The sequence below is a fragment of the Actinokineospora terrae genome, assembly GCF_900111175.1.
In the GTDB taxonomy this organism is placed as follows: Bacteria; Actinomycetota; Actinomycetes; order Mycobacteriales; family Pseudonocardiaceae; genus Actinokineospora; species Actinokineospora terrae.
The window spans coordinates 288,382-305,574 of the sequence record NZ_FOGI01000009.1; the positions used below are offsets into that span (position 1 = coordinate 288,382).

The 17,193-nt window shown below is 71.6% G+C and carries 20 protein-coding genes; 12 read left to right on the top strand and 8 right to left on the bottom strand.

What is annotated here, in order from left to right:
- Positions 1 to 35: 35 nt before the first annotated feature.
- Positions 36 to 320 (top strand): DUF427 domain-containing protein, encoded by a 285-nt coding sequence (locus tag BMY07_RS22215; RefSeq protein ID WP_092781921.1) that lies wholly within the window; start codon positions 36 to 38, stop codon positions 318 to 320.
- Between the two features lie 44 nt (positions 321 to 364).
- Complete coding sequence (locus tag BMY07_RS22220) at positions 365 to 1,303, top strand: aldo/keto reductase (RefSeq protein WP_092781924.1); 939 nt, start codon at positions 365 to 367, stop codon at positions 1,301 to 1,303.
- 201 nt (positions 1,304 to 1,504) lie between these two features.
- On the opposite strand, the gene BMY07_RS22225 is transcribed toward BMY07_RS22220, so the two are convergent.
- A complete protein-coding gene (locus BMY07_RS22225; RefSeq protein WP_092781927.1) occupies positions 1,505 to 1,813 on the bottom strand; it encodes a hypothetical protein in 309 nt (102 codons plus the stop codon).
- A 216-nt stretch (positions 1,814 to 2,029) separates the two neighbouring features.
- On the opposite strand from BMY07_RS22225, the gene BMY07_RS22230 reads away from it, so the two are divergent.
- Entirely contained in the window at positions 2,030 to 2,953 is a 924-nt protein-coding gene (locus BMY07_RS22230; RefSeq protein WP_092781930.1) for a short-chain dehydrogenase/reductase, read from the top strand.
- A gap of 21 nt (positions 2,954 to 2,974) precedes the next feature.
- Entirely contained in the window at positions 2,975 to 3,439 is a 465-nt protein-coding gene (locus BMY07_RS22235) for a pyridoxamine 5'-phosphate oxidase family protein (protein WP_092782283.1), read from the top strand.
- Here BMY07_RS22235 and BMY07_RS22240 read toward each other — a convergent pair whose 3' ends face one another.
- A complete protein-coding gene (locus tag BMY07_RS22240; protein ID WP_092781933.1) occupies positions 3,440 to 3,727 on the bottom strand; it encodes a YciI family protein in 288 nt (95 codons plus the stop codon).
- A gap of 66 nt (positions 3,728 to 3,793) precedes the next feature.
- Here BMY07_RS22240 and BMY07_RS22245 point away from each other — a divergent pair, with 66 nt between their 5' ends.
- The 4 genes from BMY07_RS22245 to BMY07_RS22260 all read left to right on the top strand — a co-directional run bounded on the left by BMY07_RS22245 (position 3,794) and on the right by BMY07_RS22260 (position 6,651).
- Positions 3,794 to 4,408 carry a SigE family RNA polymerase sigma factor gene (locus BMY07_RS22245; RefSeq protein WP_092781936.1) on the top strand — a complete coding sequence of 205 codons (615 nt, stop codon included), beginning with the start codon at positions 3,794 to 3,796 and terminating at the stop codon, positions 4,406 to 4,408.
- 101 nt (positions 4,409 to 4,509) lie between these two features.
- Positions 4,510 to 5,649 (top strand): N-acetylglucosamine-6-phosphate deacetylase, encoded by a 1,140-nt coding sequence (nagA, locus tag BMY07_RS22250; RefSeq protein ID WP_092781939.1) that lies wholly within the window; start codon positions 4,510 to 4,512, stop codon positions 5,647 to 5,649.
- Positions 5,650 to 5,658: 9 nt separating this feature from the next.
- On the top strand, positions 5,659 to 5,877 hold the full coding sequence (locus BMY07_RS22255; RefSeq protein WP_092781942.1) for a hypothetical protein: 219 nt from the start codon (positions 5,659 to 5,661) through the stop codon (positions 5,875 to 5,877).
- A gap of 105 nt (positions 5,878 to 5,982) precedes the next feature.
- Positions 5,983 to 6,651: a DedA family protein gene (locus BMY07_RS22260; RefSeq protein ID WP_092781945.1), complete on the top strand. Its 669-nt coding sequence runs from the start codon at positions 5,983 to 5,985 to the stop codon at positions 6,649 to 6,651.
- Positions 6,652 to 6,655: 4 nt separating this feature from the next.
- Here BMY07_RS22260 and BMY07_RS22265 read toward each other — a convergent pair whose 3' ends face one another.
- On the bottom strand, positions 6,656 to 7,252 hold the full coding sequence (locus BMY07_RS22265) for a hypothetical protein (RefSeq protein ID WP_092781948.1): 597 nt from the start codon (positions 7,250 to 7,252) through the stop codon (positions 6,656 to 6,658).
- A gap of 138 nt (positions 7,253 to 7,390) precedes the next feature.
- Positions 7,391 to 8,794 carry an FAD-binding oxidoreductase gene (locus BMY07_RS22270; protein WP_425426336.1) on the bottom strand — a complete coding sequence of 468 codons (1,404 nt, stop codon included), beginning with the start codon at positions 8,792 to 8,794 and terminating at the stop codon, positions 7,391 to 7,393.
- Between the two features lie 85 nt (positions 8,795 to 8,879).
- Here BMY07_RS22270 and BMY07_RS22275 point away from each other — a divergent pair, with 85 nt between their 5' ends.
- Positions 8,880 to 9,833, top strand: coding sequence for an alpha/beta hydrolase (locus BMY07_RS22275; RefSeq protein ID WP_177215708.1), 954 nt, complete (start codon positions 8,880 to 8,882; stop codon positions 9,831 to 9,833).
- Positions 9,834 to 9,947: 114 nt separating this feature from the next.
- Complete coding sequence (locus BMY07_RS22280; RefSeq protein WP_092781954.1) at positions 9,948 to 12,536, top strand: MFS transporter; 2,589 nt, start codon at positions 9,948 to 9,950, stop codon at positions 12,534 to 12,536.
- Here BMY07_RS22280 and BMY07_RS22285 read toward each other — a convergent pair.
- Complete coding sequence (locus BMY07_RS22285) at positions 12,518 to 13,690, bottom strand: hypothetical protein (protein WP_092781957.1); 1,173 nt, start codon at positions 13,688 to 13,690, stop codon at positions 12,518 to 12,520. The two genes, BMY07_RS22280 and BMY07_RS22285, sit on opposite strands and share 19 nt — an antisense overlap.
- On the bottom strand, positions 13,687 to 14,265 hold the full coding sequence (locus BMY07_RS22290; protein ID WP_245782563.1) for an ABC transporter ATP-binding protein: 579 nt from the start codon (positions 14,263 to 14,265) through the stop codon (positions 13,687 to 13,689). Before BMY07_RS22290 ends, BMY07_RS22285 begins: the two co-directional genes overlap by 4 nt.
- 137 nt (positions 14,266 to 14,402) lie before the next feature.
- On the opposite strand from BMY07_RS22290, the gene BMY07_RS22295 reads away from it, so the two are divergent.
- Positions 14,403 to 15,044, top strand: coding sequence for a DedA family protein (locus BMY07_RS22295; RefSeq protein WP_092781960.1), 642 nt, complete (start codon positions 14,403 to 14,405; stop codon positions 15,042 to 15,044).
- A gap of 4 nt (positions 15,045 to 15,048) precedes the next feature.
- Here the strand turns inward: BMY07_RS22295 and BMY07_RS22300 are convergent, their stop codons facing one another.
- Both BMY07_RS22300 and BMY07_RS22305 read right to left on the bottom strand, forming a co-directional pair.
- Positions 15,049 to 15,423 carry a VOC family protein gene (locus BMY07_RS22300; RefSeq protein ID WP_092781963.1) on the bottom strand — a complete coding sequence of 125 codons (375 nt, stop codon included), beginning with the start codon at positions 15,421 to 15,423 and terminating at the stop codon, positions 15,049 to 15,051.
- An 81-nt stretch (positions 15,424 to 15,504) separates the two neighbouring features.
- Positions 15,505 to 16,155: a nucleoside/nucleotide kinase family protein gene (locus BMY07_RS22305; protein ID WP_281245082.1), complete on the bottom strand. Its 651-nt coding sequence runs from the start codon at positions 16,153 to 16,155 to the stop codon at positions 15,505 to 15,507.
- A gap of 30 nt (positions 16,156 to 16,185) precedes the next feature.
- Here BMY07_RS22305 and BMY07_RS22310 point away from each other — a divergent pair, with 30 nt between their 5' ends.
- A complete protein-coding gene (locus BMY07_RS22310) occupies positions 16,186 to 17,181 on the top strand; it encodes a LacI family DNA-binding transcriptional regulator (RefSeq protein WP_092781969.1) in 996 nt (331 codons plus the stop codon).
- Positions 17,182 to 17,193 lie beyond the last annotated feature (12 nt).

Here is a 17,193-nt window from a genome sequence, read left to right on the forward strand (position 1 = left end):
CAGCGGGGCCCTCCCGTGTTGGGCAGACTGGTGCCATGGCCACGGCTACCTGGAACGGCGAGGTCATCGCCGAGAGCGATGACACCGTCGTCGTCGAAGACAACCACTACTTCCCCGTCGAGTCGGTGCACCAGCACTTCCTGCGCCCTTCGGAGACCACGACCGAGTGCGGTTGGAAGGGAACCGCCAACTACTACACCTTGCACGTCAACGGTGAGGACAACCCGGACGCGGTCTGGTATTACGCCGAGCCCAAGCCGGAGGCGGCGCAGATCAAGGGCCGGGTGGCGTTCTGGAAGGGCGTCGAGATCACCGGCTGAGATAGTTCGCTGACCGGCGAACCGATCCGGGGTAGGTTCGCCGCATGACGCGAATCGGCACCACGGAACTCGAGGTCTACCCGCTCAACCTGGGCACGAACGTGTTCGGGTGGACCGCGGACAAGGCGGCGTCCTTCGCCGTCCTGGACGCTTACGCGGCGGCGGGCGGCAACTTCGTCGACACCGCCGACATGTACTCGCAGTGGGCGCCAGGCAACTCCGGTGGCGAGTCGGAGACCATCATCGGCGAGTGGCTCGCCTCCCGGGGCAAGCGCGACGAGTTCGTGGTGGCGACGAAGCTGTCGGCACTTGAGGGCTTCAAAGGGCTTTCCGCGGCGAACGTCAAGGCCGCCGCGGAAGGCTCCCTCAAGCGGCTGGGGACCGACCACATCGACCTGTACTACTCGCACTACGACGACGAGAGCACTCCGATCGAGGAGACCCTGACCGCGTTCGACGCGCTCGTGCGCGAGGGCAAGGTCCGCCACATCGCCGCGTCGAACCTCTCCGCGGCGCGCATCGAGGAGTCGCTGGCGATCTCCGACCGCGAGGGCCTGGCGCGGTACGTGGCGGTGCAGCCGCACTACAGCCTGATCGAGCGCGCGGGCTACGAGACCGAGTACGCCGCTCTCGCCGCCAAGGAGAACCTGGCCGTCCTGCCGTACTGGTCACTGGCGCGCGGCTTCCTCACCGGCAAGTACCGCGACGGCGGGTCCGCGGTCGACAGCCCCCGCGCGGGTGCGGCCTCCGCCTACCTCGACGACCGCGGCCGCCGGGTCCTCGCGGCACTGGACGAGGTCGCCGCCGCGCACCAGACCTCGGTGGCGGCTGTGGCGCTGGCGTGGCTGACGGCCCAGCCGAACGTGGTGGCACCCATTGCGAGCGCCCGCACGCCGGAGCAGCTGACCGACCTGATCGCCTCGGTCGACCTGAAGCTCGCCTCGGACGAGGTCGACACGCTGACCGCCGCCGCCGAGGCCTGACAGGTCCGAGACCCTGCTCGCCGGAGACGCCTGCTCGATGGGGCGGACTTGTTTTGCGCGGGGTGGCACCCTCCGTAAGTTCGCCGCGCGTGGGGAGGGCCGCTTTTCAGGCCCCGCCTTTGTGCTCTTCCCAGGAGGGTGCAGGGGCCCCGCGCAAAACAAGTTCGCCCCATCGAGCTGACCCGCCCGGGCCTGACCAGCTCAGTCGGCGATCTCGAGCATCGAGCGGTACCCCAGTACGACGAGTAAGTCGCGGGCGCGGATGAGGACCTCCGGGTCGTCGCCCGCGCCCGTTGCCGTCAGGGTGGCGGTCAGGTCTGCGCGTTGTTCGGGCACGTGGACGTCTTCGGCGACCTCGGCGTCGACCACGAAGTCCTCCTCGCGTCGGCGCAGCACCCGTCTGATCTCGGTGGTCAGCGCGGCGTAAGCGTCCACCGCCGCCGTCGTAGTGTTCGACGTGCTCGCTGCGGCACCAGCCAACAACGCCGTCACGACCAACTCCACCGACACCGGTATCACTCCTCCCGCCACCCGCCCCCTCGTCCCCGCCCGGCATCGTGCCCGGCTTGGCAGGTGAGCCAGCCGCTCACTCTCAGCGCATCGACCATCACATCGACGGACCCCGGTCGGGGGTTACCGGCATGGCGAAATACCTGTTACTCGCGGTAGCTTACTCCGGGTAGGGTGCGGTACGGTCGCTGCCGGAACCCGGTCTTGGAGGCACCCATGGGCGTGACGAACCTGTTTGCCCGCACGCAGAGCGTCGCGGGGAAGGTCATCCTGATCACCGGCGCCGCCCGGGGCTTCGGCGCCGGTCTGGCCCGCCGGTTCGCCGCGGCGGGGGCCGAGGTCGCCCTGGTCGGGCTGGAACCCGAGGAGCTCGCCGAGGTCGCGGCCGACTGCGGGCCCAACGCCGCGGTGTTCGAGGCCGACGTGACCGACTGGGCCGCGCTCGAGGCGGCGGTCAAGGGCACCGTCGAGCGCTTCGGCGGGATCGACATCGTCATCGCCAACGCGGGCATCGCCGCGGCCGGGTTCGTCCGCTCGATCGACCCGGCCGCCTTCGAGCGCACGATCGAGGTCGACCTGCTGGGCGTCTGGCGCACCGTCCGGGTGACCCTGCCGCACGTCATCGAGCGCAAGGGCTACGTGCTGGTGGTGTCGTCCATGGCCGCGATCGCGCACGCACCGGCGATGGCCGCCTACGCCGCCGCCAAGGCCGGGGTGGAGGCGTTCACCAACAGCCTGCGCGCCGAGGTGCGCCACCTGGGCGTCAAGGTCGGCGTCGCGCACCCGAGCTGGATCGCGACCGACCTGGTCAACGGCGCCGACGAGCACCCGGTGTTCGGCCCGCTGCGCGCGGCGATGCCCGGCCCGATCGGCAAGACCTACCCGGTGTCGGTGGCGCTTGACGCGCTGGCGGCCGGGGTGCTGCGCCGGGACCGGACCGTGCACGTGCCCGGCTGGGTCGGCCTGCTCAAGCTGGTCCGCGCGTTCCTGCCACCGATCATCGAGATCGGCGGGCGGCTCACCGGCAACATGGTCGCCAAGGCGGACAAGGCGGCGCTGGCCGACATCGCCGCGCGCGGGGCGGAGGTCTCGTCGCGGCCGGTCGGCGCGGGCGGCGCGGCGGCGGTCCGGGCCGGGTAGTCAGCCGGCAGAGTGGCCGCCGTGTCCAGGCGCGAGCAGATCACGATGACCCCGGCCGAGATCGCCGAGTTCCTCGACGGGCAGCGGACCGCGAACGTGGCGACGATCGGGCGCAACAACCGGCCGCACGTGGTGCCGCTGTGGTTCGTGCCCGAGGGCGGCGCGCTGCTGTCGTGGACCTACGAGAGTTCGCAGAAGGTCGCCAACCTGCGCAGACTCGCCCAGGCGAGCGTGCTGGTGGAGGCGGGCGAGTCCTATGAGGAGCTGCGCGGCGTGCTGATGGAGTGCGACGTCGAGGTGATCACCGACGCCGACGGGGTCGTGCGGATCGGCGCCGCCATCACCGAGCGGTACGCCGGGAACCCGGAGGTCGCGGTCGCGGCGGGCCAGTTCATCCGGACCCAGGCCGCCAAGCGGGTGGGGCTGCGGTTCACCCCCACCCACGTGACGTCCTGGGACCACCGCAAGCTCGGCGGCACGTACTAGCTAGTCGAGCGCGGCGGGCGTCCCGAGCACGATGTTCCACTCCCGGATGACCCGCGACTCGGCCACGTCCTGGAGCGTGTACGGGTCGGCGGCGAGCAGTTCGTCCAGCTCAGCGCGGTCGGCGGCGCGCAGCACCACGAACCCGCCGGTGCCGTCGGCCCACGGTCCCGCCGCCAGCACCCGCCCGGACTCGACCATCGGCCGCAGGTAGTCGCGGTGGGCTGGGCGGGCCGCGGCGAGCCGGTCGGCGTCGTCGGCGTAGCGGGTGTCCACGGTGAACCAGGTCATGGCGCCATCATCGCAAGCGCAGGTCGGACGGTGTGCCCGCGGGTCTCGGCCCGGTAAGGTCAGCCCGTGGCAGGGGAAGACAACCAGGCAGGTGCCCCGCAGTCGACGGGGCAAGGCGGCGCGGAGCAGACGGTCGAACAGACCCTGACGCGGCTGCGGGCGATCGACACCAAGGGCACGCCGCCACCGCGGCCGGACGCCCCGCTGACGCTGGAGGACCTGTACCGCACGCACCGGATGCGGTTGATCCGGCTGGCGCTGCTGCTGGTCGACGAGCCCGCGACGGCCGAGGACGTGGTGCAGGAGGCGTTCACCGGGCTGCACCGCAACTGGGGCGGCCTGCGCGACTCGGCCGCCGCGGTGGGCTACCTGCGCACGGCGGTGGTCAACGGTTCGCGCAGCGTGCTGCGCAGGCGCAAGACGGCGCGCGAGTACACCCCGCCGCACGCGGTCAACGCGCGGTCGGCGGAGAGCCTTGCGATGCTGACCGCGGAGCACCAGAGCGTCGTGCGGGCGCTGTCCCAACTGCCGCCGCGGCAGCGCGAGGTCCTGGTGCTGCGCTACTACGGGAACCTCACCGAGGCGGAGATCGCCGAGGCGGCCGGTATCTCCAAGGGCACCGTGAAGTCGACCGCCAGCCGGGCGTTGGAGGCGCTGCAGAAGATCATGAACACGCCGTAGGCGTACTCCTACTGGGCGAAGTTGGTTTAGACCATTGCGGTATAGACCAATACACTGCCACTGTGCACTGTCGCGTGCACGGACGCTCGGAGGACCATCAAATGGCAGGACGGCTCATCGCAGGAGGCAGACTCGTCACCGCGGAAGGCGTGGTGGACGACGGCTGGCTGCTGGTCGAAGACGGCTACATCTCCGCCCTCGGCAGCGGTGAGCGTCCGCGCGCCGACGAGACGGTCGAGGCGGACGGTGCCTGGGTGGTCCCCGGTTTCGTCGACATCCACTGCCACGGCGGCGGCGGCGAGCCGTTCATGAGCACCGACCCGGCCAGGGCCAGGGTCGCGGTCGACACGCACGCCCGCAGGGGCACCACCACGCTGCTGGCCAGCCTGGTCTCCCGCCCGGTCGACGAGCTGGTCGAGCAGATCTCCGCGCTGCGCGAGCTGGTCGAGGACGGGCTGCTGGCGGGCGTGCACCTGGAGGGCCCGTTCCTGTCCGCGGCCCGCTGCGGCGCGCACGACCCGAACATCCTGCGCGCGCCGGACACCGACTCGGTCGCGACCCTGCTGCGCGCTGGCCGGGGCGCGGTCCGGATGGTCACCCTCGCCCCCGAGCTGGAGAACTCCGTCAACGCGGTCCGCCAGCTCGTCGACGCGGGCTCGATCGCGGCGATCGGGCACACCGACGCCACCGAGGCCCAGGTCATGCCCGCGGTCGACGCCGGGGCCACCGTCGCCACCCACCTGTTCAACGGCATGCGCCCGCTGCACCACCGCGAACCCGGCCCGATCGGGGCGCTGCTCGACGACGAGCGGGTGACCGTCGAGCTGATCTGCGACCTGGTGCACCTGAGCCCGACCATCGTGCGGCTGGCCGCCAAGCACGCGGGCCTCGGCCGGACCGTGCTGGTCACCGACGCCATCGCCGCTGCGGGCGTCGGCGACGGGTCCTACGACATCGGCGGCCTGGAGGTCGTGGTCAAGGACGGCGTGCCGACGCTGGCGGGCGGGACCTCGCTGGCGGGCAGCACGCTCACCATGGACGTCGCTTTCCGCAACCTCGTGCAGGGCTGCGGCCTGTCGGTCCCCGAGGCCGTCGCCGCGACCTCGACCCGCCCCGCGGCGCTGCTCGGCCTGGCCGACACCACCGGCAAGCTCGCCAAGGGCATGTCCGCCGACCTGGTCGTGCTCAACGCGGGACTGCACGTCGACTCGGTCATGCGCAGGGGCTCCTGGGTGGGTTAACGTCGCGGCATGACCGCGGCCGACCCGGAACGCCTGCTCACCGACGCGCTGCGCGCGCAGGCGGCCAGGACGCCGATGGCCGACCTGGTCGACGACGACACCGAGGTCCTCGCCGCCGCCCGGGCCGAGCAGGACCTGCCGCCCCGGGCGTGGTGGGTGCTGGGGCTCGCGCTGCTGCTCGGGCTCGCCGCCGGATCGCTGGTCGGGTTCCTCACCCTGCTGCGCTGACCCCGCGGGGGGCCGAGCCCGCGAACGACACTGTGTGTGATCGGCGGCACTGCCAGCACAAACCCGGCACAGCCTGGTCAAAGGCCTGCCCTGTACCGTTGCCGAGTGCGCGCGGACCTTCCTGTGAACCAGGCCCTCCTGCCGGAGTGGTTGAACCCCGAGACCCTGCTCCACGGCCTGGGTCCCTATCTGCTGCCGGTCGTCTGCCTGATCATCTTCGCCGAGTGCGGGCTGCTGCTCGGGTTCTTCCTGCCCGGCGACTCGCTGCTGTTCACCGCGGGCCTGTTCGTGGCCAAGGGCTACATCTCCACCCCGCTGTGGGTGATCTGCGTCCTGCTCACCATCTGCGCGTTCGTCGGCAACGTGGTCGGCTACTACATCGGCCTCAAGGCCGGTCCGGCGATGTTCAACAAACCGGACTCCAAGCTGTTCAAGCGCGACCACGTGGACAAGACGCACGCCTTCTTCGAGAAGTACGGCCCGCGCGCCATCGTGCTCGCCCGGTTCGTGCCGATCGTGCGCACCTTCATCACCGCGATCGCCGGTGTCGGCCGCATGGACCAGCGCAAGTTCTTCACCTTCTCGGCCATCGGCGCCGTGCTGTGGGCGACCGGCCTGACCGTGCTCGGCTACTTCCTCGGTCAGATCGACTTCATCCACAACAACCTGGAGGCGATGCTCATCCTCATCGTCTTCATCTCGGTGCTGCCGATCATCTTCGAGGTGCTCAAGGCCCGCCGCGAGCGCAAGCACGCGGCAGGCCCCGGCAACTAGCCATTCACACCGCCGCCCACACGTGCTGGGCGGCGGTCACCGCGGCGGCCTGGTAGGGCGGCAGCGGCCTGCCCTCCGGGACCACCTCGATCGGCCACTTCTCCTGCCGCGACACCCACAGCCGCGAGCTGATCGCGCTGTGCGCCCGCAGCTCGTCCGCGCCGGGCGGCACCTGCACCAGGTACACCCAGGTCGCCGGGTTCGCGGCGTCGGGCAGCGGCTCCCGCCACACCCGGCGCACCCCGCGCCCGCCGGTGCCCGCGGCCTCACCCGCGATGACCCGGTCGGCGCCCGTGGGGTCCGGGGCGTCGGCCGGTCCGGTGGGGCTGAACCGGTAGGCCGGTGGCGGTGCGGTCGCCACCACGGCGACCTCGGCCAGTTCCGGGTCGTTGGGGTCGACGAGCAGGCGGCGGATCAGCCCGGCTTCCTCCTCGGTGATGCCGACCCCCTCGTACTGCAGGTTCAGCAGCAGCGCGGAGAGCGCCATCTCGTCCTCGCCTGCGAAGAACTGCGACTGGACGATGCTGACGACGTCGTCGGTGAGCCTGCCGGAGAGGCGTCGGCACACCTCGGTGGCGGTGGCGTGTTGCGGTTGGTCCATCGTGTCGAACCGTCACTTCTCGTTGTCCGGGCCGTGGTCGAACTCGGTCACCTGCCCCCCGAGGTGAGACGCCGAGGTCCGGACAACTGTAGTGAGACCGGCCGCCGCGCAGGGCGGTTACCGGCCGCCGTCAGCCCTTCAGCCCAAGTCGAACATCGAGCCGGGGTTGAACAGGTTCCCCGGGTCGAGCGCGGCCTTGATGGCCCGGTGCGCGCGCAGGCCGACCGGGCCGATCTCGCGGGCCAGCCACTCGCGCTTGATCTTGCCGACGCCGTGCTCGCCGGTGATGGTGCCGCCCAGGCGCAGGCCGAGGTCGAGGATGTCGGCGAAGGCGCGCTCGGCGCGGGCGAACTCGTCGGCCGAGGCGGGGTCGTAGACGATCGTGGGGTGCATGTTGCCGTCGCCCGCGTGGCCGACGACGGCGATGCGCAGGTCGACCTCGGCGCTGATCCGCTCGCAGCCCGCGATCAGGTCGGTGATCCTGGTGCGCGGCACGCAGACGTCGTCGGTGAGCCAGGCGCCGTAGGTCTCCAGGGCGGTGAGCACGGCCCGCCGCGCGGTCAGCAGCAGCGCGCCCTCGGCCAGGTCGACCGTGGTGTGCGCGAGGGTGGCGCCCGCGTCGAGGCAGATCCGCTCGATGGCCGACAGCTCCTTGGCCGCCGCCTCGCCACCGGCGTCGGACTGGCAGATCAGCAGGGCCGCGCTGCCCCGGCCCGCGCCGAGTTCGGTCTTGAGGTGCGCCTCGACGGCGGCGATGGAGGTCGCGTCCATGATCTCCATCAGCGACGGGACGATCCCCTCCCGCACGACCTGGGTGACGGCGGCGCCCGCGGCCGAGGTGGTGCCGAAGGCCGCGACCAGGGTGCCAGGGGCCTGCGGCAGCGGGCGCAGCGCGAGGGTGGCCCGGGTGATCACGCCGAGGGTGCCCTCGCTGCCGACGAACAGCTTGGTCAGGTCGTAGCCCGCGACGCCCTTGACCGTGCGGCGGCCGGTGTCGAGGACCTCGCCATCGGCGAGCACCACCCGCAGGCCGAGCACGGAGTCGGTGGTGACCCCGTACTTCACGCAGCACAGGCCGCCCGCGTTGGTGGACACGTTGCCGCCGATGGTGCACCAGTCGTAGCTCGACGGGTCTGGTGGGTAGAACAGCCCGTGCTTCTCGACCGCGGCCCGCAGGTCCAGGTTGACCACGCCGGGCTCGACGACCGCGAGCCGGTTGTCCGGGTCGACCTCCAGGATCGCGTCCATCCGGGTCGTCACCAGCACGACGCAGCCCTCGATGGCGTTGGCCGCGCCGGAGAGCCCGCTGCCCGCGCCGCGCGGGACGATCGGCACGCCGTGCGCGGCGCACGCCCGGACCACGGCCTGGACCTGCTCGGTCGTCCTGGGCAGTACCACCGCCAGCGGCGTCCCGAAGGGGGCGAGCGGCATCATGTCCCGCTGGTAGCCGGGCAGCACGTCGGCGTCGGTGATCACCCCGTCGTGGTCGAGGGCCGACCGGAGCCGGGCCAGCAACTCCGTGGATGTCACCGAGGCGTGCACACCGGCAACCGTAGGCGATCGTCCTACCGCTGACCTACAGTTGATGTGTTGGGTGTCACTGTCGATGCCGGGTCGGGGGTGTGGGATGACCGAGCTACCGGGGCCGAGTGTGCAGGCCAGGGCGCTGGCGCGGTACCTGCGCACCTGCGCGCGCCCGGTCGCCGAGCGGCTGCGGCTGCGGGGCGGTCAGCTGCGCGTGGTGCGGGAGGCCTTCGACACCGTCGGCCTGACCCCGCTGCCCAGGGGCACCCGGGTCCGCGCGGTGTCCGAGCCGCACGGCTACGGCGACGTGACCGGCCTGATGCTGACCGCGCGCGACGCCGACGAGCGGGCCGGGGTGGTGCTGTACCTGCACGGCGGCGGGTTCGTGCTCGGGTCGCTGCGCAGCCACCGGCACATCGCGGCGGCGTTGTCGCAGACCAGCGGCCTGCCGGTGCTGCTGCTGGACTACCGGCGCGCCCCGGAGCACCCGTACCCCGCCGCGGCCGACGACGCGCTCGCCGCGTTCCACTGGCTGCTCGACCAGGGCTACTCGGCGGACCGGATCGTGCTGGCAGGCGACTCGGCGGGCGGTCACCTGACCGCGGGCCTGCTCGCGGCGCTGACCAGGCAACGCGCGGCGATGCCCGGCGCGGTCGTGCTGTTCTCCCCGTTCCTGGACCTGACCTGCGCGCGGCTCGACGAGCAGGACGCGCTGTGCCGCGACCCGTACATCCCGCCGGACCGGGCGCGCGAGGTCGCCGCGATCTACGCGGGCGAGCTCGGGGTCGACCACCCGCGGCTGGACGTGCTGCGGGGGTCGATGCGGCGCTGGCCGCCGACGCTGGTGCACGTGGGGGACGCGGAGTGCCTCTTAGCCGACGCGCGCCGCCTCGCCGACGCGATGGCCTCGGCGGGCGCCCACTGCGACCTGCGGGTGTGGCCGGGCCAGGTGCACGTGTTCCCGGCGTTCTACCCGATCGTCCCGGAGGGCCGGGTGGCGCTGCGGCAGGCGGGCGAGTTCCTGCGCGGGGCCCTGGTCAGGACCCTCGCCGCCTGAGAGTTGCACCTCGGGCCGAGCAGGAACATGCTTGGCCACCGCAACCAGTTGTGTCGATCAGGGCTGCCCGCGCCCGGCGGGCCCACCAGCAGCACACCAGCTAGGGGATCCAGCATGACCGCAGCGACGGCCGAGAACACCCCGGCCAAGCACGCCGCGCCGACCGAGGCAGGCCTGACCCACCGGCAGATTCTGGTGATCATGTCGGGGCTGATGCTCGGCATGTTCCTCGCCGCGCTGGACCAGACCATCGTCGGCACCTCGATCAGGACGATCGCCGACGACCTCAACGGGCTGAGCCTGCAGGCGTGGGCGACCACGGCGTACCTGATCACCTCGACCGTCTCCACCCCGCTCTACGGCAAGCTGTCCGACATCTACGGCCGCAAGCCGTTCTTCCTCACCGCGATCTCGCTGTTCATCATCGGGTCGCTGGCCTGCACCCTGGCCACCTCGATGTACGAGCTCGCGGCGTACCGGGCGTTCCAGGGCCTCGGCGCCGGTGGCCTGATGTCGCTGGCGCTGACGATCATCGCCGACATCGTGCCGCCGCGGGAGCGGGCCAAGTACCAGGGCTTCTTCCTGGCGGTGTTCGGCACCTCCAGCGTGCTCGGCCCGGTCATCGGCGGCTTCTTCGCAGGCCAGGGCGAGATCCTGGGCATCACCGGCTGGCGCTGGGTGTTCCTGGTGAACGTCCCGATCGGCATCATCGCGCTGTTCGTGGTGATGAAGGTGCTCAACGTCCCGCACGAGCGCCACGACCACCGCATCGACTACTTCGGTGCGGTGTTCCTGTCGATCGCGGTGGTGCCGCTGCTGATCGTCGCCGAGCAGGGCAGGGAGTGGGGTTGGGACTCGCAGCGCTCGCTGGTCTGCTACGGCATCGGCTTCGTCGGCCTGGTCGGGTTCCTGCTCGTGGAGCGGGCGATGAAGGACGAGGCGCTGATCCCGCTGCGGCTGTTCCGCACCTCCACCTTCGCCATGACGATCATCGCGGGCACCATCCTGGGCATCGGCATGTTCGGCGGGATCACCATGATCCCGCAGTACCTGCAGATCGTGCGCGGGTTCACCCCGACCGAGGCCGGGCTGATGATGGTGCCGCTGATGCTGGGCATCATGTTCGCCTCGGTGGTGTCCGGGCAGATCACCTCCAAGACCGGCCGCTACAAGGTCTTCCCGATCATCGGGTCGCTGCTGCTGATCGGCGGGCTGCTGCTGTTCCACCTGGTCGACGTGGAGACGCCGATGTGGCAGCCGATCGTCTACATGGTGGTGTTCGGCCTCGGCCTCGGTTTCTGCATGCAGACGCTGACGGTGGCCGCGCAGAACTCGGTGGAGATGCGCGACATGGGCGTCGCGACCGCCGCGATCACGTTCTTCCGCCAGCTCGGTGGCACGCTCGGTGTCGCGGTGTTCCTGTCGCTGCTGTTCAGCACGGTCGCCGACAACATCGCCAACGCGTTCCGGTCCGCGGCGGGCAACCCGCAGTTCCAGGCGGCGCTGGCCGACCCGGCGGTGCGGGCGAACCCGGTCAACGACCCAGTGTTCTCGGCGCTGCGCGGCGGGGGCGGCGGTGTCCTGCAGGACTCGTCGTTCCTGCAGCAGATCGACCCCCGGCTGGCGCGGCCGTTCCAGGAGGGCTTCGTCGAGTCGATCCAGCTGGTGTTCCTGGTCGGCGCGGGCGTGATGGTGCTGGCGTTCCTGGTGTCGCTGTTCATCAAGGAGATCCCGCTGCGCAGCGGCGCGTCCCCCGCAGCGATCATGGAGGGCGGCGAGGCGCTGCTGCCGGACGAGGCCAAGGAGAGCCTCGCCGGGGACGAGCGGCCCGCCGACGACGAGCCCGCGGCCGAGGGCAAGCCGGAGACCAACGGGAACGCGGAGTCCAACGGGCACAACGGGTACCACGCGTCCGAGCCGACCGCGCTGCGCGGTGAGCTGGTCGGGTTGCGCGGGCAGGTCCGCCACCCGGACGGGACGGTGGTGCCGGGTGCGGCGCTGACGCTGCTCGACCCGGGCGGCAGGCAGGTCAGCCGGGTCGGGTCGGACGGCACGGGGGAGTACCTGCTGGACGCGCCGAACCCGGGGTCGTACGTGCTGATCGCCTCGGCGCCGGAGCACCAGCCGAAGGCGACCACCGTCAAAGTCCGATCCGGACAGTCCACTTTGGATGTCGTGCTGGCCGGGGCGACGGTGGTGCACGGGTTCGTGATGACCGCGGACGGGCACACCGCGGTCGGACTGGCCCAGGTGACGCTGACCGACCCGCTCGGCGAGGTCGTGGAGACCCAGTCGACGGCGTCGGACGGCAGCTTCCGGTTCGTCGGCGTGCGCCAGGGCGAGGTGACCCTGGTCGTGGTGGCGGAGGAGTTCCAGCCCGCCGCGATCCCGCTGGCCGTCCCGGACTCCGGACCGCTGCGCCAGGACGTGGAGCTCGTCGGTGCCGCGGCGCTGGAGGGCATGGCGCGCACCGGTGACGGCGCCGTGGTGCCGAACGCGCGGATCACCGTGCTCGACTCGTCCGGCGAGGTGGTCGCGGTGACCAACACCGACGAGACCGGCTGGTACTCGATCGACGCGCTGGCCGAGGGCGACTACACGGTGATCGCCAGCGGGTACTCGCCCTCGGCGCACGAGGTGAGCCTGCGCCGCGGCGACGCGGGCACCCGCGACGTGGTTCTCGGCTACGACGAGTGGAAGTAGCCGAGCACGAGCAGTCCGAACAGCAGCAGGTCGGGACCGCGCAGCACTTGGAACACGAGCCCGACCGGCAGGTAGAGCCCACCGACGTCGGTTGAGACACCCGCCGTGTAGTCGATGTCGGGTCGCGACACGGTCCGCACGACGGCCCACGCGACCAGTGGGACGGCGAGCGGGACGAACGGGAATCCGAGCAGCACGACCGTGGCCCCCCACAGCGCGGCGGCCACGGTCAGCACGGCGAACGCGGCGAGTTTGAGCACCCTGGTGCTCGTGGGCACCCATCGCCGCAAGCCCGCTGTCCGGACCACCTCGGCCAAGCCGCCCGCGAACGGGACGGTCGAGAGGTACGCGCCGAGGCCGACCCACCAGATCGAGCCGACGACCGGGAAGGCGTGCCGCAGCACCGGGATGGCCAGCAGGACGAGCCCCGCGAAGGGCAGTGCTGAGCGTCGGGCCAGCGCCCCGGCGACGGCGAACCTGAGCGGGTTGGTCGGACGAACGCGGATCGGACGTGCGGGCGGCAAGAGGGCCAGGGCATCACCGAAGGCGGCTGAGACTGACCGCAAGATCCGCGCGTTCCAGCCACGGACAAGGACATCGCGCCGGACTGGTCGTCCGCTCGGGACTGCGGCGACGACAAGAACCGCCACAACAGCCCACAGCACTACCGGTCCCGCGAACAGGACTCCGGCTAGAGCCAGTAAGAACGGTCCGCCTAGCTCGACCCAGCTTTGTGGACGGTTGGACCATCGGTAGCCGAAGAGGGCGGAGGCGGCGATAAGAGCACCCGCCAGCGGCAGGTTGTCCGGCCACCCCAGGATCAAGCCCGCCGACACGAAGACGTAGGCGACGGCAGCGAACCGCGCGACCACGGCCGTCCACAACCGGCGACGGAGCAGTCGATCACGATCGTGGTGGTCGTCCCACGTGAGCTGGGCGGGATTGGTCCAGACGTGGTTCCGGCGCAGCAGCGAGAAGACCGCGATGGCCAGGCTGACCAGCAGGACCGCCGTGGTCGAGCCCGGCGCGATGGCGTGCGCGCCGACGAACCGCTCGCGCAGGGCATCGGCCTTGTAGAACGGCAACGCCGCCAGGCCGAGCAGCACGAACAGGACCAGCGCGGAGTCGGACAGGCGGGAGAGCCACCGCCTCACAGGTCGATGACCTCGTCGGCGACCGCGTCGACCAGCGGCGGGAAGTGGCTCGCCAGCACCACCGCCGACCCGGCGCCCTTGGCGGCGTTGACCATCTGCTTGAGCCAGTCCCGGCCCGCGGCGTCCACCGCCCGCTCCGGCTCGTCGAGCAGCAACACCTTGTGCGGCTTGGTGAGCGCGCCGAGCAGCAGCAACCGCCTGCGCTGGCCTGCCGACAGCCCTCTAGCGGGTACCTCGGGCAGGTCGTGGGCGGGCTGGCCGCCGCCGAGCAGGTCGAAGTGCTGGCCCGGGGTGAACTCGTCGAACACCGCCGAGTCGTCGAACAGGACCGAGACGTCCCGGCGGAACGCGGCGTCGGTCTCATCCGGGGTGCGGCCCGCGACTTCGACCGTGCCCTCGGTCGGGTCCTGGACGCCGTAGAGGCACCGCAGCAGCGTCGACTTGCCCGAACCGTTCTCCCCGGTCAGCGCCAGGCAGCGGCCCCGGGCGACGGCCAGGTCGAGGTCGCGGAACAGCCACCGCTCGTCGCCGACGAGCACGCCGATCCCCTCGGCGGAAACGATCACATCCGACACACCGGGCCAACGTCCGGGCGCACCGCGGGGTTCCGCACCGTCGGGTGAGCACCACTGGCGTTTCGCCTCAGCCAAGGGTCGGTGAATACGGCGTGGATCGTCTGCGCGGTGGCCGTTCACCGCCGTACCCTACGGCCGTGAACACCGCACTCGGCGTGCTCGAATCGGCAGGCCCACTGCTGGTGTGGGCCATCGTGCTCGGATTCGTCTTCGCCGAGTGCGCCTTCATCGTCGGCCTCTTCCTGCCCGGCGACTCGCTGCTGTTCGCCGCGGGCGTGGTGCTCGCCCAGCACGACCACGAGCACCAGGCGTGGTGGCTGTCCGGCACGGCCACCGTTGTCGCGGTCGCGGGCAACCAGCTCGGCTACTACATCGGCGCCAAGGCGGGCCACGCGATCATCACCAGGGTCGGCGGCCGGGTGCTCACCCAGCACAACCTCGACCGCGCCCGCGACTTCCTGGACCGGCGCGGCTTCTTCGCCATCGTGGTCGCCCGCTGGATCCCGTGGATCCGCACGCTGGCCCCGCTGGTGGCGGGCGCGGCGAAGATGGACGCGCGCCGCTTCGCCCTCGCCACCACGGTCGGCGGCCTCGCCTGGGTACCGACCCTCGTGCTGCTCGGCTACTACGCGGCAGGCCTGCTGGAAGACCTGCCCTGGCTGCAAACGGTGGCGGTGGTCGGCAGCATCGCGTTCTTCGTCGGCGGGACCGTGTGGGGGATCTGGCGCTACCGGCAGGAGATGCGCAGGCCGGTGGACACGGTGTCGGTCACGGAATAGCCGGTTACCCCACCGCGGCCGGGCAGGCCAAGACGAGGCGGATGCCATCCGGGTCGCGCAGGGCGACGCCGTCCGGCGTGTCGGAGTAGGGGACGCCGTACTCGGTGAGGCGCGCGGGCCAGGTCCCGGCGTCCGGCACCGAGAAGGTCAGGTGGTCGAGGCCGGGGCGGCACTCGTCGAACGGGGCGTGCGCGCCGTGCGGGTGCTGGACCAGGGTGAGGGTGACGCCGAGACCCCGCAGCCGGACCGTGCTCTGCCCGCCGTCGTGGTCGGTGCGGCTCTCGGTGGCGAACCCGAGCACGCGCTCGTACCAGGGGACGCTGCGGTCCACATCGGTGACGGTCAGGGCGATGTGGTGGACGCCGGTCAACGCGGACATCGACTATCCGTCCTTCCTTGACCCGTTCGGGGGCGGGCCGTCCGCCATAGTGCCCCAGCCGGGTGACGCCTTGGCTACTGCTTAGTCGACCTTTCGAACAACGAGGTTTGCCAACGAGGTGGTCCCGGCGACGAGCCGCGCGTTGCGCTCGTCCGAACCGTCCGTGCGCGCCGTCGCCTCCGCCGGGGTCCGGCCGTAGGCCATGTGGCGTGCTCGGAGCCGGTCCCGGCGAACGTCCTCGCCCGGGTCGACGAACCAGCTGTCGGCCAGCAGCGGCCGCACCCCCGGCCACAGCAGCAGGTAGTTCCCCTCGGTCACCACGAGGGGAACATCACACCCGATCGGGACCGCGTTGGCGATCGGTTCCTCGATCTCGCGGCGGAACTCGGGGGCGTAGACGACCGGGTCGGTGTTGGCCCGCAACCGGCGCAGCAGGTGGACGTATCCGTCGGCGTCGAAGGTATCCGGGGCGCCCTTGCGGTCGGCGCGGCCCAGGCGCTCCAGCTCGGCCTGGGCCAGGTGGAAGCCGTCCATGCCGACCAGCGCGGCCCGCCAGCCGAGCGCGTCGACCAGCCGTCGCGCCAGGGTCGACTTGCCCGCGCCCGGTCCACCGGCGATACCGAGGATCCTGCGGTGGCCGGGCACCGCCAGAGCGGTGGCACGGGCCACTAGCGCATCCCAGTGCATGGGCGCTACCTCCCGGTATGTAGTGTGCCCGCAAGCGTTTGCCACCCGAGCTGGAGCGTGCACGCAGTGGCCACTATGGAGGACGTCGCCAAGCTGGCGGGGGTCTCGATCAGCACCGTCTCACACGTGGTCAACGAGACCAGACCGGTGGCGGGGGCGACCCGCGAGCGGGTGCTCGCCGCCATCGAGTCGACCGGGTACACCGGCAACGCCATCGCCCGCTCCCTGGTCACCGGCGGCACCAAGTCCATCGGGGTGGCGATGTCGCTGCTGGCCAACCCGCACCTGCCGCAGCTCATGCACGCCATCGACGCCGAGGCCACCGCGGCCGGGTACACCGTGCTGCTCGGCGACACCCTCGACGCCGAGGACGGCGAGCGCGCGGCGGTGCGCAAGCTGCAGGCCCGCCGGGTGGACGGCATGCTGCTCACCCCGGCACCGGGCGACACGTCCACCCTGGAGCAACTGGCCCGCACCGGGGTGCCCGCGGTGCTGGTCGACCGGGTGTCGCACAAGATCAAACTGGACCAGGTCGGCCCGGAGAACATCCAGTCCACCTCCACCCTCGTCCAGCACCTGGCCACCGCGGGGCACCGCAGGATCGCCTTCATCAGCGGCGTCGAGTGGATGAGCGCCAGCGAGGAGCGCACCCTCGGCTACCGCCTCGGCCTTGGCCGCGCGGGCCTGCGCTGGGACTCCAACCTCGTCGCGGGCGGCGGCGCCACGCACGAGGACGGCGTGCTCGCCATGCGCCGCCTGCTGACCGTGCCCGAGCGCCCCACCGCCGTCATCACCGGCAACGGCGCCATGACCGCGGGCGCGTACCGGGAGGCCCGCGCGCACGGCCTCACCATCGGCACCGACCTCGCGATCACCGGCCACGACGAGGTCGACTGGGCCGAGCTGGTCAGCCCGGCCATCACGACCATGACGCACCCGGTCGACGAGATCGGCCGCACGGCCGTCCGCCTCCTGCTGGCCCGCCTCCAGGACCCCACCAGGGCGCCGGAGACGATCCTGCTGGCGCCCACCCTCAACCACCGGTCGTCCTGCGGCTGCCGGGCGGCCTGACCGGTCCGCGGA